Below are 15,695 nucleotides of genomic sequence, written 5' to 3' on the forward strand. Positions count from 1 at the left end.
TCACTGCTCCCCCTGATGGCTCTGCGGGCCAACGGGAGCTGTCGGGTCGTCGTCCACCTCCACCCGCAACCGGCTTCGCGCCTCCGCGCTCAACAGGCTGGCGATGGCCTCATGGACCGCGTTGGCGCGACGCAGGCCCAGCGCCAGGTTGTAGGCATCGGAGCCACGGCGGTCGGCATGGCCAACCACGCCGACCGTGCCGCCGCCCAGCCTCTCGATATCGGCGGCGATCCTCTCGATCACCGGGGCGAACTCGGGCTTGATCGCGGACTTGTCGGTATCGAACAGCACCGTGCCCAGCAGCGGCGACTGGCCCAGCGACAGCAGGGTGCTGCGCGGATCGGCCAGGTCGGTGCGCAAGCTGACCGTCACGGCCTGCGCCAGTTCAGGATCCAGGGCCGCCAGCAGCGCTTCGCGCACCGCCTTGGCGCGGTCGTAGGCCAGCGCCTGGGAACCGCCGTTGGCCGATATCACCACTTCGCCGGCACCGTGCTGGCGCACCTGCGCGGCCATCTGCTCGATGACGGGCAGGTACGGTGCGCGCAACGCGGCGCTGCCCGGGTCGAACATCACCTCACCCAGCTCCAGCTCCACCTCCTGGCGCCCCTCGTCAGCCACGCCTGGCGGCAACTTCACGCCGAAGTCGAAGCGCACCGGCAAGCCCGGCGTCACCCGGCGCAACTGCGGGTTGTCGGTGGTGAGCGCACTGCCCGGCGGCAGCGTGGCCGGATCGACCTTCAGCATGAAGTTGCGGCCCCGCTCCCAGCGCCCTCCTTCGATGCCGGCCAGGTGGTAGCGGCCGAACTGGTCGGTTTCCACCAGCAGGCCTTCCAGCGAAGCGATGCGCACACCCGGGATGCCGCGCTCATCGACACCCTCGTTCCGGATGACGTAGTCCACGCGGTAGCCGTCCGCCATCCGGCTGATCCTGCGGGCCACGCTAGGCGCCGCAGCGGTCAGGCCCTTGGCGGCCTTGCCGGTGCGTTCCACCGTGGTGCCGCCGGCGGCGTCCATGCGCACGCTCACGCCTTCGTCGCTGGTCAGCACGAAGCCATCGGTGAAGTCCAGCGAGGCCAGCGTCTGGCTTACCACCACGCGATGGGCCACAGCCGGATCGGCATCCGATTCGCGTCCGGCGATGGCACCGATGGCGATGCCATGCAGCAGCGGCGAACTGGCGTCCGCCTCCGGCTGCGGGCCATTGCCGCGATCCACCGTGGTCGAGTTGGCGACATACGCGCCCGGAGCGAAGCCGCCCTGCACCCGCACGCCACTCAGCGCCGCGCTGTCCTGCCAGCCATCGCCGTCGCGGTCGTCGAACACCGTACCCAGGATCAGCGACTCGTCCAGCATCGGATCGCCGGTCAACTGCACGTCGGCCGTGGCCACGTTCGAGGCCGGCTCTCCGCTGTCGCGCACCAGCGCGCTGTTGCTGTGGATGCCCGGGCGGACGCCCGCGCCCACGCGCAGCAGGTAGGCCACCGTCGCGGTGTGGCCGGCCGGGATGTCGATCTGGTCGATGTCGAGCGGATGCTGGTTGACCAGGCGGCCGGCATTGTCCGCATCCCGCACCACCAGCGAACCTTCGACGTAGCTGAAGCCGGCCGGCGGGGTGTCGACGATGACGCCATTGACCAGCGGTGTGGTGCCGGTGTTCTGGATCGACAGCGTGTAGCGCACCAGGTCGCCGACCTTCACGTCGCGCGGGCTGGCGGTCTTGACCATCCGCAGCTGCATCGGATCCGGCTCGACCGCCATCATCGCGTTGCCCTGCGCGGTCACGGTGAACGACACGCTGCCGCCCATCAGCGCGGTCGCGCTCGCCTCCACCCTGTTGTCCAGGCTGCCGCCGGCGCGGTTGGCGTCGGCCACCGTCACCGTGTGGTCGTAGCTGGCGCAGGTCGCCGTCTCGCCGGGCGCCAGCGTGGTCGGCACGCAGGCCAGCAGGGTCGGCGCGTAGCCGTCCAGGGTGTCCTCGACCGCCACATCGGCCAGGGTCACGTTGCCGGTATTGGTCGCCGTCACCGCATAGGTGATCACGTCGCCGATGTTGGCCATGCCGGGCGTGGCGCCGTCCACGCTCAGCACCGCCGTCTTGGCGGTGACGATGGCCGGGTGCTGCGCGATGGGCGTGGTCACCTCGGCCGGTTCGCTGCTGATCGGCTGGGCGGATGCGCCGGGCGGCGTCGCCGTGGCAGTGGCCACGTTGTGCACGCTGCCCACATCCACGTCGGCCTGCGTCACGGTGTAGGCGCCCGTGCAGGTCGTCGACGCGGCCGCGGCCAGCATCGTCACCGGGCATGCTGCCGGCGCGTCCAGCAGCGCATCGTTCACCTGGATGTCGCTGAGCGTCACGTTGCCGGTGTTCGTCACCACGAACCGGTAGGCGATCGCGTCGCCCACGCCATGGCTGCCTTCCACCGCCGTCTTCACTACCGTCAGGCCCGGCAGCTGGGTGATCGGCGTATCCACGTCACCCGGCGTGGGCGTCGGCACCGGCGACGGGGTCGGATTGCCCGGGGTCGCCGGCGGCGTACCACTGGCCGTGGCACTGTTGTGCACGTTGCCCGCATCCACATCCGCGGCCGTCACCGTGTAGCTCGCCGTACAGGTCATGCCTGTGCCCGGCGCCAGCGTCGTCGCCGGACAGGTGACAGCGCTCAGGCCCGGCAACGGGTCGGTCACCGCCACATCGCTCAGGGTCACGTCGCCAGTGTTGGTCACCAGGAACGCGTAGGCGATCGTGCTGCCCTGCGCGTAGGGGCTGGTCGAGGTTACGCTCTTGCCGATGCTCAGGCCGGGGGCTTGGGCAATCGGTGTATCCACCTGGCCCGGTGTCGGGGCATTGATCGGCGTGGGGGTCGGGTTGGCTGTCGTCACCGGCGGCGTGCCGCGGGCCATCGCGCTGTTGTGCACGTTGCCCGCTTCCACGTCGGCGGCCGTCACCGTGTAGCTCGCCGTGCAGGTCATGCCTGTGCCCGGCGCCAGCGTCGTCGCCGGACAGGTGACAGCGCTCAGGCCCGGCAACGGGTCGGTCACCGCCACATCGCTCAGGGTCACGTCGCCAGTGTTGGTCACCAGGAACGCGTAGGCGATGGTGCTGCCTGCCGTATAAGGGCCGGTCGAGGTCACGCTCTTGGCGATGCTCAGGCCAGGGGCCTGCGCGATCGGTGTATCCACTTCGCTCGGCGTCGGCGTGTTGATCGGCGCCGGGGCCGGGTTGGTCGGCGTCGCCGGCGGCGTGCCGCGGGCCATCGCGCTGTTGTGCACGTTGCCCGCTTCCACGTCGGCGGCCGTCACCGTGTAGCTCGCCGTACAGGTCATGTCCGCGCCCGACGCCAGCGTCGTCGCCGGACAGGCGACCGCGCTCAGGCCCGGCAACGGATCGGTCACCGCCACATCGCTCAGGGTGACGTCACCGGTGTTGGTCACCAGGAACGCATAGCTGATCGTGCTGCCTGCCGTATAAGGGCCGGCCGAGGTCACGCTCTTGCCGATGCTCAGGCCAGGGGCCTGTGCGATCGGCGTGTTCACTTCGCTCGGCGTCGGCGTGTCCACCGGCGTCGGCGTCGGATTGCCCGGCGTCACCGGCGGCGTGCCCTGGGCCGTGACGCTGTTGTGCACGTTGCCCGCGTCCACATCCGCGGCCGTCACCGTGTAGCTCGCCGTGCAGGTCATGTCCGCGCTTGGCGCCAGCGTCGTCGCCGGACAGGCGACCGCGCTCAGGCCCGGCAACGGGTCGGTCACCGCCACATTGCTCAGGGTGACGTCGCCGGTGTTGGTCACCAGGAACGCATAGGCGATCGTGCTGCCTGCCGTATACGGACCGGTCGAGGTCACGCTCTTGGCGATCGTCAGCGACGGCGCCTGCGCGATCGGCGTATCCACTTCGCCAGGCGTCGGCGTGTCCACCGGCGTCGGCGTCGGATTGCCCGGCGTCACCGGCGGCGTACCACTGGCCGTGGCGCTGTTGTGCACGTTGCCCGCGTCCACATCCGCGGCCGTGACCGTGTGGCTGCCGGTGCAGGTGGTCGAAGCCGTGGGTGCCAGCGTCGTGGCCGCACAGACGGCGGCCGCGTCCAGCTGCCCATCGTGCACCACGATGCCGCTCAGGTTCACGTCGCCCGTATTCGTCACCACGAACTGGTAGTCGATCACGTCGCCCACGGTGTATGGACCGGCCGAGGTCACCGACTTGACGATGGTCAGCCCCGGGTTCTGTACGGTCGGCGTGTCCACCTCGCTCGGTGTCGGCGTATCCACCGGCGTCGGCGTCGGATTGCCCGGCGTCGCCGGCGGCGTACCACTGGCCGTCGCACTGTTGTGCACGTTGCCGACCGCCACTTCCGCCGCGGTCACTGTGTGGCTGCCCGTGCAGGTGGTCGAAGCCGTCGGCGCCAGCGCCGTGGCCGCACAGACGGCGGCCGCGTCCAGCTGCGCATCGTGCACCACGATGCCGCTCAGGTTCACGTCGCCCGTATTCGTCACCACGAACTGGTAGTCGATCACGTCGCCCACGGCGTATGGACCGGCCGAGGTCACCGACTTGACGATGGTCAGCCCCGGGTTCTGCGCGGTTTCGATGTCCACCTCGCTCGGCGGACTGTCCACGGCGGCACCCGTGGGAGGCGTACCCGTCGCGGTGGCGCTGTTATGCACCAGGCCGACAGCCACTTCCGCGGCCGTCACCGTGTGGCTGCCGGTGCAGGTGGTTTCCGCATCCGGGGCCAGCGTGGTCACGGGGCAGTTCGCCGCCGCATCCAGCCGCGCGTCGTTCACCAAAATGCCGGTCAACGCAACGTTGCCTGTGTTCTTCACCAGGAAGGCGTAGTCGATCACGTCGCCCTGCGTGTATGGCCCGCTCGACGATTCGCTCTTGGTGACGGTGAGCTTGGGATCGGGGGTCACGAACGTCACATGGAACGCACAGTCCTCCGTCACCGGGCTGACGCTCCAGGTGTAGTTGCCGCCGCTGGGGCCGGTCAGCGTGCCAGGGCAGGTATTTGCTCCGGTCGGCGTGCTGATGACCGGCACCTGGCCGGGTGTACCGGGGGTGATGCTGAAGCTGGTGCCTTGGCCTTCCTCCACCACCTGTGGGGTAACGGGGGTCATGCTGCCGCCGACGATGGAGGGCGTGACCATCCAGACTTTGGCAAAGACCGCGGTGACGGAGAGGTCCTGCGTGCCCATCCTCACGTGGCACTGGTCGCCACCGACGGACGTGCAATCGCCGGGCGTGATCCAGTGCTTGAAGATGGAACCGGAATCGGCGACCGCGCTCAGGTACGCCTCCTGGTCCCTGCCCAGAAGCTGGGCGCGGCAAGCCGTGCCGCCCGGTGAGGCGCATGCGAGCGTGCCGGGCACCGCCGTGACCTTGCCGGTACCCGCGCCCGTGGTGTTGACCGTGAGCGTGTGCTGCTGGTCGCTGACCGGGGTGCTCAGGCCATCGGTGTTGTTGGCCGCCACGCTGTCGGACATGCCGGCGGGCGGAGCCACGTTGACGACGGTCACCACGGGCGTGCCTGCCGCCGTGGCGGTGATGCCGGTGACGGTATAGACCAGGCTCTGGCCTACGGGCAGGCTGCCGGTGGTCGAGATGGGGCCGGTCCCGCTAGCCGCGCCGCAGGTGGCCGTGCTGCCAGGGGCCGGGGCACAGGTCCAGGCTGCCGTGCCGCTCACGCCCGTCAGTATCTGGGTGACGGCCGCACCATTGACGTCGATCGGGCCGTTGTTGGTGACGGTGACCGTGTAGGCGACCGGATTGCCCTGCAGGTAGGACGGCACGCCGCCATTGCCGACAGTGATGCCCATGTCCACCAGGGAGGTGGCGGCGCCGACGATGTTGGTCTTGACCAGCGGGCCGATGAACGGGCTGACCGTATTGGCGCGAATGTCGTAGTCACCGTTGTTGATGACCGCCAGCGCGGCATTCGTCTGGTTGGTTTCGGCATTTGCCGGCACCGTGAAGGTGACGTTGAAGCTGCCTCCGTCACCGGCCACCAGGTCACCCACCGGGCATTCGATGTATGCACCGCGCAACGGATTGGTCGTGGCCGGCTGGACAGCCGAGCAACTGGCCGGATAGCTGCCCGACACGAAGGTCAGCGCCTTGCTGTCCTCGGTGAACGGCGCCGCCAGGCGCACCATCGAACCCAGCGCATAGACGCCGGTGTTGTTGACGTAGTTGTAGGTATAGGTGACCTGCTCGCCAGGCTTGGTGGTGGACGGTCCGGCGGCGGCCACGGTCAGGCCCGGCATCTTGGAGCCGACCACGTCGAGATAGACCTGGGCCGTATGGGCGGCCGCGCTTGGCGAACAGTTGGCGACGAATATCTTCAGCAGGACCTGGTCACCCACGTCCAGTTGGCCGTTGCCGGGCGCGATGTCGAAGCCCTGCCAATTGGTGAACTTGTAGTCTCCGAAGTTCTGCCACGGAATGCCGGGCTGGTTGGCGTAGTTGAAAGTCTGGAAGAGCTGCCTGTTCTTGGTCAGGTTGACCACTTCCACGAAGAAGTACGGCTGCTCGTGCTTGGCGTGATTCGGATCGTTCAGTACCGGCGCCATCGCGAAGCGGATGTGCACCTTGCCGTCCACCGGATCGACGTCGGACAACGCCATGGTGACGGTCTGTTCGATCGAGGAACCCTTCAGGCTGCCACTGCCGCCGACACGGGCCGACACATTGCCCGAGAACGGATACCTCGGCCCGTTGCTGCCCGTGTTCGCCGCGGTGCCGGCACTGGTCAGCACCTGCGTCCGATAGACGTTCGTGTCGCCCGCGCCGCCCCTGTCCGCCCCCGTCTTGGTCAGGTCCAGTTGGTTCGGCAACCCCACCAGGCCGCTGCTGGTTGGCGGCACCGACGGGAGGCCGGAACCGGAACGGTTGTAGTCCTTGATGGTCCAGCTGGAGAAATTGCCGGTTTCGAACCCACCGTTCTGGACCTGCGCCTGCGCCACGGGTGCGAACAGCAGCAGGGTGGCCATGGCAGCGGCGGAACTGCCGCGCGGCCAGCCGGCGCGCAATGCCCGCGTTGCGCCGGCGGCGCGCATGATCCAGGTGGCGGTAGTTGCTGAGGGGCGGAAAACGTTCATGAGCGATCTCGATGACTCAGGTGCAGCCGTGAAGGTGTGATTGGCCAATCCCGTGGCCGGGGCCTCCCCGGCCCGAATCGCCATTGCATTGCCGGCCGCGCATGTGGCGCAGCCGTTGCCTCAATGGTGGTGGTGCCCCAGCGCGCGTCGTGCGTCGTCCACCGGGTGCACGGTGATGCCGTTGGGCAGCACCATCTCCCCCGGCTGCTGGCCCGGCCTGCAGTCGCCCAACCGGCGCCCTTGGAACGCCACCGGGCCGACGTTGCTCTGCGGAGACTTGGGGTAGGCGAAGCTGTAGGTCCCGCTGTACATCGCTTGCGGGTCACCCGACAGCTTCACCTGCATTCGCCGGACCCGGCCCTCGGTCTCGCATACGGTGTTGACCTCGTACCCCTGGCCGGCTTCCCCTGCGATCTTGATCTCGCTGCAGCCTTCCTTCGCCGGCAGGAGGAAGAACGGGATGACCCGCTCGGCATCGCGATTGGTGCACTGCTGCACCGTCACCGGCCCCTGCTGCATGCCGCCCAGCCCATCCGGGGCATGGGGTTGCATCGTCACTTCCCACAGCCCTGCCTTGCGCTGTGGCAGGTCGGCATAGGGATCGGCGCGCCCGTCACCCGCAGGCGCACCTTGCGTCGCAAGGGACGCATTCGGCAGCAAGGCGAACAAGCCCCACGCCGCGCATTTCAGGTATCGCATCACCCCAACCCCACTGCTTCGACCATTGGCACAATCCGCTTGCCCCATAAAACTTCCGCGCGCGCGAAGCCGTCCTAGGCGACAGCCAGGGACACGGAGGATGGACAAGGAGGCAGACGCGAGGCCGCCGGGATGGCGCCTCCCCTCTGTTACGTCTGACACAAAATATTAGTGATCAACTTCACATATCGCAAGCAAAACCTTCACTCCTTCTTAATACTTGCCTTCCTTAGCCCATAGGAACCTATCGGCCGCGACCGCCATCCGCTTGACTGCGCAAGAGGCATTCGCGAATCCAAGATCGCGCCCGGCATTGCGCGTGTCCTGGCGCCGGTACGGCGCAGCCGACGAGGCACTCAGCCCTCGTCCGCCCGAAGCCAACCAACCTTCCGAAGGCAAGAGCCATGCCACCGAATGCATCGCTGTCCCTCGTGCTGGCGCGATGGGCGATAATCGGCGCATGAATGCACACGCCCCCACCGATCCACTGGTCATCGCCGGGAGGACCTATTCCTCGCGGCTGCTGACCGGCACCGGCAAGTTCAAGGATATGGAAGAGACCCGGCTGGCCACCGAAGCCGCAGGCGCGCAGATCGTCACCGTGGCCATCCGCCGCAGCAACATCGGCCAGAACCCCGGCGAGCCCAACCTGCTCGACGTGTTGCCGCCGGAGCGCTACACGATCCTGCCCAACACCGCCGGCTGCTACACCGCCGAGGACGCGGTGCGCACCTGCCGCCTGGCGCGCGAGTTGCTCGACGGCCACACCTTGGTGAAGCTCGAAGTGCTGGGTGACCAGCGCACCCTGTACCCGGACGTGGTGCAGACGCTCAAGGCCGCCGAACTGCTGGTGGCCGACGGCTTCGACGTGATGGTCTACACCAGCGACGACCCGATCCTGGCCCGCCAGCTCGAGCAGATCGGCTGCTGCGCGGTGATGCCGCTGGCCGCGCCGATCGGCTCGGGCCTGGGCATCCAGAACCGCTACACGCTGCTGGAGATCATCGAGAACGCCAAGGTTCCGGTGCTGGTTGACGCCGGCGTGGGCACCGCCTCCGACGCGGCCATCGCCATGGAGCTGGGCTGCGACGGCGTGCTGATGAACACCGCCATCGCCGGCGCCAGGGACCCGGTGCTGATGGCCAGCGCCATGCGCAAGGCGGTCGAGGCCGGGCGCGAGGCGTTCCTGGCCGGGCGCATCCCGCGCAAGCGCTACGCCAGCGCGTCCTCGCCGGTGGACGGGCTGATCGCCTGACGATGACCGACCCGTTCGCCAGCGACGGGGCCAAGGCCCCGCCCAAGCCCTACACCGCCAGCGAAGGCCGCCGCGAGATCCGCAGCTTCGTCCTGCGCCAGGGCCGCTTCACCCCGGCCCAGCAGCGCGCCTTCGACGAGGCCTGGCCGCGTTTCGGCCTGGACTACGCCGGCGCCCCGCGCGACCTCGATGCCGCCTTCGGCCGCGCCGCGCCGAAGGTGCTGGAGATCGGCTTCGGCAACGGCGAGGCGCTGCGCTTCGCCGCGCGCCAGGATCCGGCGCGCGACTACATCGGCCTGGAGGTCCACGCCCCCGGCGTAGGCCGGCTGCTCAACGCCCTGGCCGCCGACGGCAGCGACCACGTGCGCGTGTACCACCACGACGCGGTCGAGGTGCTGCGGCACGAGATCGCCGACGGCGCCCTGGACGAAATCCGGATCTACTTCCCCGACCCCTGGCACAAGAAGCGCCACAACAAGCGCCGCCTGGTGCAGCCGGAGTTCGCCGCGCTGCTGGTGCGCAAGCTGCGCCCCGGCGGGCGCCTGCACCTGGCCACCGACTGGGAGCCCTATGCCGAGCACATGTGGGACGTGCTCGAGGCCACGCCGGGGCTGGCCAACCACGCCGGCCCGCGCGGCCACGTGCCGCGCCCGGAATGGCGGCCGGAGACCCACTTCGAGCGCCGCGGCGTGAAACTGGGCCACGGCGTCTGGGACCTGCTCTACGACCGGATCGACGACCACGCCGCGGCAACGGCGCTAAACTCGCCGGCAACATGAGCGTCGCGCCGCCGCCCGAACCCGAACCCGCCGCCACCGGCCGCGCACGCCGCTCCGCCTACGCCTCGCCATAAGGACCCCGGCGCGCAATGGAATCCGGCCTGACCCTGACCAACGACATGCGCCTGGTGCTCGGGCTGGTCGGGTTCACGATGGCCATGTTCCTGTTCGAGCGCATCCGCGCCGACCTGGTCGCGCTGGTGGTGCTGGTGGTGCTGGGCATCACCGGGCTGATCGCGCCGGAGGAGATCTTCAGCGGCTTCTCCGGCAACGCGGTGATGAGCATCATCGCCACCATGATCCTGGGCGCCGGGCTGGACCGCACCGGCGCGCTCAACCGCCTGGCCGGCTGGCTGCTGCGCCGCGGCCACGGCAAGGAGCAGCGCCTGCTGGCCCTGACCGGCCTGATCGCCGGCCTGAACTCGTCCTTCATGCAGAACCCGTCGGTGATGGCGCTGTACCTGCCGGTGGCCGCGCGGCTGTCCTCGCGCAGCGGCCTGGCGATGTCGCGGCTGCTGCTGCCGCTGGCCGCGGCGATCGTGATGGGCGCGGCGCTGACCATGGTCGGCAACTCGCCACTGATCCTGCTCAACGACCTGCTGCTCTCGGCCAACAACAACCTGCCCTCGGGCATGGCCACGCTCGAGCAGCTGCCGATGTTCGCGCCGGCGCCGGTGGGCGTGGTGCTGCTGGCCGCCGCGCTGCTGTACTTCCGCTTCTACGGCAACCGCAAGCTGGCCGAACTGGAGGACGGCGGCGGCGAGAACCCGACCCCGGCCAGCACCGAGAGCTACTTCGCCCGCACCTACGGCATCGAGGGCGACGTGTTCGAGCTGGTGGTCAGTGCCGAGAGCCCGCTGGTGGGCATGGCGGTGGCCGAGGCCGAGTCGATGCACGACGCGCCGCTGCTGCTCGCGCTGAAGACCGGCAACGACACCCGCCTGGCGCCGTCGGCGGACATGCGCATCTGGGTCGGCAGCGTGCTCGGGGTGATGGGCCCGCGCCAGCAGGTGGCCGACTTCGCCCAGAACCACTTCCTGCGCATGTCATCGCGGCTGCGCAACCTGGGCGACCTGTTCAACCCGGCCCGCGCCGGCATCTCCGAGGCGGTAGTGCCGCCGACCTCGCGCTTCATCGGCAAGAGCGCACGCGACCTGCGCCTGCGCCACCAGTCCGGGATCAGCCTGCTGGCGATCAACCGCGACAAGCAGGTGATCCGCGAGGACGTGCGCTCGGTGCCGCTGCGCGCCGGCGACATGCTGGTGTTCCACAGCATCTGGCAGGACCTGGCGCGCGCGGCCGAGAGCCGCGACTTCGCCGTGGTCACCGACTATCCCAAGGGCGAGCAGCGCCCGCACAAGTTCAAGATCGCGATGGCGATCTTCGCCGTCACTATAGTGATAGCCCTGACCGGCAAGCTGCCGGTGGCGCTGACCCTGATGACCGGGGTGGCCGGGATGCTGCTGGCCGGGGTGCTGAAGATGGACGAGGCCTATGCGGCGATCAGCTGGAAGACGGTGTTCCTCACCGCCGGCCTGATCCCGCTGGGCTGGGCGATGGACAGCAGCGGCGCGGCGGCGTGGATCGCCGGCAACACCCTGGAGCGGCTGCCGGACGGCACCCCGCCGTGGGCGCTGCAGATCGTGGTCGCGCTGCTGACCACCGCGTTCTCGCTGGTGGTCAGCCATGTCGGCGCGACCATCATCATGGTGCCGATCGCGATCAACCTGGCGCTGGCGGTGGGCGGCGACCCCACCGCGTTCGCGCTGATCGCCGCGCTGTCGGCGTCCAACAACCTGATGACCGCCTCCAACCCGGTGATGTCGATGATCACCGGCCCGGCCAACTACTCCGCGCGCGACCTGTGGCGCATCGGCGGACCGCTGTCGCTGATCTATGCGGTGATCGCGGTGACGGTGGTGAACCTGATGTTCTGGGGCGGGCGCTGAGCCGGCAGTGCGCATTGCTGTAGGAGCCGGGCTTGCCCGCGACGCGACGCCATCGGTACAGGCAACGCCCTCGTGGTTCCGACGCCCGTGTCGCCGACTGAAGTCAGCTCCTACAGGAGAGCGGCTGCGCCACGGCTGTTGTGTAGGAGCCGGGTTCAGCCGGCGACACGACGCCATCGGCACAGGCGACGCCCTCGTGGTCCCGACGCCCGTGTCGCCGACTGAAGTCAGCTCCTACAGGAGAGCGGCTGCGCCGGGGTGTTGTAGGAGCCGGGTTCAGCCGGCGACACGATGACTTCGGCACAGGCGACGCCCTCGGGATCCCGACGCCCGTGTCGCCAGCAAGCTGGGCTCCTACACAGGCGGATCTGCCAGCCAGACCTGGCCGTCGCGCACTTCCACCGCCACCGACCGCAGCATGTCGCCGCGGCAGGGGCCGGCCACGCACTGGCCGCCTTCCAGCTCGAACGAGGCGCCATGCGCGGCGCAGACCAGCAGGCCATCGCGGCTCTTCAGGAACTGCCCCGGCGCCCAGTCCAGCCGGCGTCCGGCATGCGGGCAGACGTTCAGCCAGGCTCGCACCGCGTCGCCGTGGCGGTACACGATCAGCGATTCGGCATCGTCGCCCAGCTGCACCTCGGCCTCGACCAGTGCACCATCGGCCAATGCCTCGAAACTGAGCAGCGGCCCAACGTTTAACGATCCCATCACAACCTCGCCGGCGCCGGCGCCGATACTGGGCGCCTGCCCGCCATTCTGGCACGTGGACTCACATGCACGCCCGTTCCTTCCGCTTCGATCCGGCCCAGCTGCACGGCCGGCTACATGGCCTGTTCGTCTCTCCGCGCAAGCCGCGCACGCCGTTGCTGCGCGTGCTGCTGGGCCTGGTCGGGCTGGTGCTGCTGGCGGTGCTGGTGTTCTTCGGGCTGTTCATCGGCGCGGCGATGCTCGCCGCGGGGCTGGCCTGGCGCCTGCTGCGCAAGCGCGAGGCGCGCCCGGCCGCACCGGACAACGTGGTCGAAGCCGAGTACCGCGTGCTGCGCAAACCGGAACTGCCGTCGCAGCGCTGACCCTCGGGGCTGCGGCCCGCTGCGCGTAGACTGTGCGGCCCCACGACCCGGGCCGAACCGTGACCGACGCGCACTCCTCCGACGTGATCCCCGCCCCGCCCGTGCCGCGCGTTCGCGTGCGCGGCGGCGGCCGCTTCCCGGTCCGCCGCATCTACTGCGTCGGCCGCAACTTCGCCGACCATGCCCGCGAGATGGGCGCCGACGCCCCGGCCTCGAAGGCCGAGCGCGGCACGCCGGTGTTCTTCATGAAGCCGGCCGACGCCATCGTCACCGGCGAGGCAGTGCCCTATCCGTCCGCCACCGCCGACCTGCACCACGAGGTGGAGCTGGTGGTGGCGATCGGCCGCGACGCGCCGCCCGGCGTGCTGCCGGTCGCGCAGGCGCAGGCGCTGGTGTTCGGCTACACGGTCGGCCTGGACCTGACCCGGCGCGACCTGCAGGCCGCGGCCAAGGCCAAGGGCCTGCCCTGGGACACGGCCAAGGGCTTCGACCACTCGGCCCCGCTCGGCGAACTGGTGCCGGCGGCCGAGGCCGGCGAACTGGGCGCGCGCGCGCTCGAACTGGAGGTCAACGGCCAGCCGCGCCAGCGCGCGCCGCTGTCGGACCTGATCTGGGACGTGCCGGAGATCCTGCACGAGCTGTCGAAACTGTATGCGCTGCGTGCCGGCGACCTGGTGTTCATGGGCACGCCGGCCGGCGTGGCCGCGCTGCAACCGGGCGACCATTACGTGGCGCGCCTGGAGGGCATCGCCACCCTGCGCGGCAGGATCGAGGCCTGAACCATCCGCCATGCCTCCGGGTTAGGCTAGGCGCGCACCCGCGCCGGGTGCCGGACACCAGGAGCACTGCATGGGCATGATCAGCGAGTTCAAGGAATTCGCCATGCGCGGCAACGCGATGGACCTCGCCTTGGGCGTGGTCATCGGCGCCGCCTTCGGCAAGATCGTCACCGCACTGGTCGACAACGTGATCATGCCGCCGATCGGGCTGCTGATCGGCGGGGTCGACTTCTCCGACTGGTCGTGGACGCTGAAGCAGGCCACGGTCGACGCGGCCGGCAACGCGGTGCCGGAGGTGAGCATCGGCATCGGTGTGTTCATCAACGCGATCATCCAGTTCGTGATCATCGCCTTCGCCATCTTCATGGTGGTCAAGGCCATGAACCGCCTCTCGCGCAAGGAGGCGCCGCCGCCGGCCGCGCCGACCGAAGAGGTGCTGCTGCTGCGCGACATCCGCGACTCGCTCCAGCGCTGATCGCGAACCACGCGTGCGCTCCCGTGACCATGCGCACGGGAGCGCACGGCAGTCCTTTGCTAGGCTCCGGGGTTTGTGCTCCGGAGTCCGTATGCGCCTCGCCCTGCTCGCCGCCGCCTTGCTGCTCGCCGCATCCTCGGCGACGGCCGCCGACACCCGCATCCCCGCCAAGGCCCTGGAACAGGCCGCGCAGCTGCGCGAGCGCGCCCTGGCCGACGACACCGGCTGGAAGGTCACCGAATCGCTGACCACCGAGGTCGGCCCGCGCCTGGCCGGCAGCGAGGCCGACGCGCGCGCGGTGGCCTGGGCCAAGGCCAAGTTCGCCGAACTGGGCTTCGACCGGGTGTGGACCGAACCGGTGACCTTCCCGAAATGGGTCCGCCGCAGCGAGAGCGCCGAGGTGCTCGGCCCGCACGCGCAGCCGCTGGCGGTCACCGCGCTGGGCGGCAGCCCCGGCGGCACCGTCGAAGGCGAGATCGTGCGTTTCGCCGACCTGGCCGCATTGCAGGCCGCGCCGGAAGGTTCGCTGGCCGGCAAGATCGCCTTCGTCGATTACCAGATGACGGCCTCGCGCGACGGCAGCGGCTACGCCCAGGGCGGCGCGATCCGCTCCCGCGGCCCGTCGGCGGCGATCCGCAAGGGCGCCAGCGGCTTCCTGATGCGCTCGGCCGGCACCGACAACCACCGCGTGCCGCACACCGGCATCACCCGCTACGACGAAGGCCTGACCCCGGTGCCGTCTGCGGCGCTGAGCATCCCCGATGCCGACCAGCTCGGGCGCCTGCTCGCGCGCGGGCCGGTGAAGGTGCGGCTGGCGATCGATGCCGGCTGGGACGGCGAATACACCTCGCAAAATGTCATTGGCGAGATCACCGGGCGCAGCAGGCCCGACGAGGTCGTGCTGATCGGCGCGCACCTGGATTCCTGGGACCTGGGCACCGGCGCGATCGACGACGCGGCCGGCGTCGGCATCACCATGGCCGCGGCCAACCTGATCCGGCAGCTGCCGCAGCGTCCGGCGCGCAGCATCCGCGTGCTCGCCTACGCCAACGAGGAACAGGGCCTGCACGGCGGCAAGGCCTACGCCGAACGCCACGCCGCCAATGCCGGCAGGCACCTGCTGGCCGCCGAAAGCGACTTCGGCGCCGGCCGCATCTACGCCTTCAACACCGGCGCGCCGGAACACGCGCGCGCGGCCACCCGGCAGATCGCCGAAGCGCTGGCGCCGCTGGGCATCGAGTACGCACCCGGCAAGGGCGGTCCCGGCCCGGACATCGGCCCGCTGGCGGCCAAGGGCGTGACCTGGGCCTGGCTGGCGCAGGACGGCAGCGACTACTTCCACCTGCACCACACCGCCGACGACACGCTCGACAAGATCGACCCGGCCGCGCTGGCGCAGAACGTGGCCGCGTACGCGGTGTTCGCCTACTTGGCCGCCGAGGCCGAGGGCGACTTCGGCAGCCAGGCCAAGCCGGCGCCGTAACGCGGGGAAACGTGCATGCGACCGGCGGCTATGCCGGTCGCACGCCGCAGGTATTCCAGACACTGCGCAGGCGAGCGGGTAGGCTCCCTTCCACGCCGGGGAAGAGGAACCTGC

At 69.7% G+C, this 15,695-nt stretch carries 10 protein-coding genes; 7 read left to right on the forward strand and 3 right to left on the reverse strand.

The window, feature by feature from the left end; genetic code table 11:
* The gene (locus WQ53_RS04725; protein WP_144409222.1) at positions 1-7,092 is read right to left on the reverse strand and encodes a DUF7507 domain-containing protein; all 7,092 of its coding nucleotides are present in this window, start codon (positions 7,090-7,092) and stop codon (positions 1-3) included.
* 120 nt (positions 7,093-7,212) lie between these two features.
* Positions 7,213-7,791: a DUF3617 domain-containing protein gene (locus WQ53_RS04730; RefSeq protein WP_082112844.1), complete on the reverse strand. Its 579-nt coding sequence runs from the start codon at positions 7,789-7,791 to the stop codon at positions 7,213-7,215.
* 460 nt (positions 7,792-8,251) lie between these two features.
* Between WQ53_RS04730 and WQ53_RS04735 the strand changes: the two genes are divergently transcribed.
* From WQ53_RS04735 to WQ53_RS04745, 3 genes are all read left to right on the forward strand, one after another.
* Complete coding sequence (locus tag WQ53_RS04735) at positions 8,252-9,046, forward strand: thiazole synthase (RefSeq protein ID WP_052630913.1); 795 nt, start codon at positions 8,252-8,254, stop codon at positions 9,044-9,046.
* Between the two features lie 2 nt (positions 9,047-9,048).
* Complete coding sequence (trmB, locus tag WQ53_RS04740; protein WP_052630916.1) at positions 9,049-9,825, forward strand: tRNA (guanosine(46)-N7)-methyltransferase TrmB; 777 nt, start codon at positions 9,049-9,051, stop codon at positions 9,823-9,825.
* A gap of 89 nt (positions 9,826-9,914) precedes the next feature.
* Positions 9,915-11,774: an SLC13 family permease gene (locus WQ53_RS04745; protein ID WP_052630919.1), complete on the forward strand. Its 1,860-nt coding sequence runs from the start codon at positions 9,915-9,917 to the stop codon at positions 11,772-11,774.
* 354 nt (positions 11,775-12,128) lie between these two features.
* Here WQ53_RS04745 and WQ53_RS04750 read toward each other — a convergent pair whose 3' ends face one another.
* Positions 12,129-12,482: a Rieske (2Fe-2S) protein gene (locus WQ53_RS04750; protein ID WP_052630922.1), complete on the reverse strand. Its 354-nt coding sequence runs from the start codon at positions 12,480-12,482 to the stop codon at positions 12,129-12,131.
* Between the two features lie 65 nt (positions 12,483-12,547).
* Here WQ53_RS04750 and WQ53_RS04755 point away from each other — a divergent pair, with 65 nt between their 5' ends.
* From WQ53_RS04755 to WQ53_RS04770, 4 genes are all read left to right on the forward strand, one after another.
* Entirely contained in the window at positions 12,548-12,844 is a 297-nt protein-coding gene (locus tag WQ53_RS04755) for a hypothetical protein (protein ID WP_052630926.1), read from the forward strand.
* A gap of 59 nt (positions 12,845-12,903) precedes the next feature.
* Positions 12,904-13,623: a fumarylacetoacetate hydrolase family protein gene (locus WQ53_RS04760; RefSeq protein ID WP_052630928.1), complete on the forward strand. Its 720-nt coding sequence runs from the start codon at positions 12,904-12,906 to the stop codon at positions 13,621-13,623.
* A gap of 70 nt (positions 13,624-13,693) precedes the next feature.
* Entirely contained in the window at positions 13,694-14,098 is a 405-nt protein-coding gene (gene mscL, locus WQ53_RS04765) for a large-conductance mechanosensitive channel protein MscL (protein WP_052630931.1), read from the forward strand.
* Between the two features lie 91 nt (positions 14,099-14,189).
* The gene (locus tag WQ53_RS04770) at positions 14,190-15,581 is read left to right on the forward strand and encodes a M28 family peptidase (RefSeq protein WP_052630937.1); all 1,392 of its coding nucleotides are present in this window, start codon (positions 14,190-14,192) and stop codon (positions 15,579-15,581) included.
* Positions 15,582-15,695 lie beyond the last annotated feature (114 nt).

The organism is Pseudoxanthomonas suwonensis, from assembly GCF_000972865.1.
GTDB lineage: Bacteria > Pseudomonadota > Gammaproteobacteria > Xanthomonadales > Xanthomonadaceae > Pseudoxanthomonas > Pseudoxanthomonas suwonensis_B.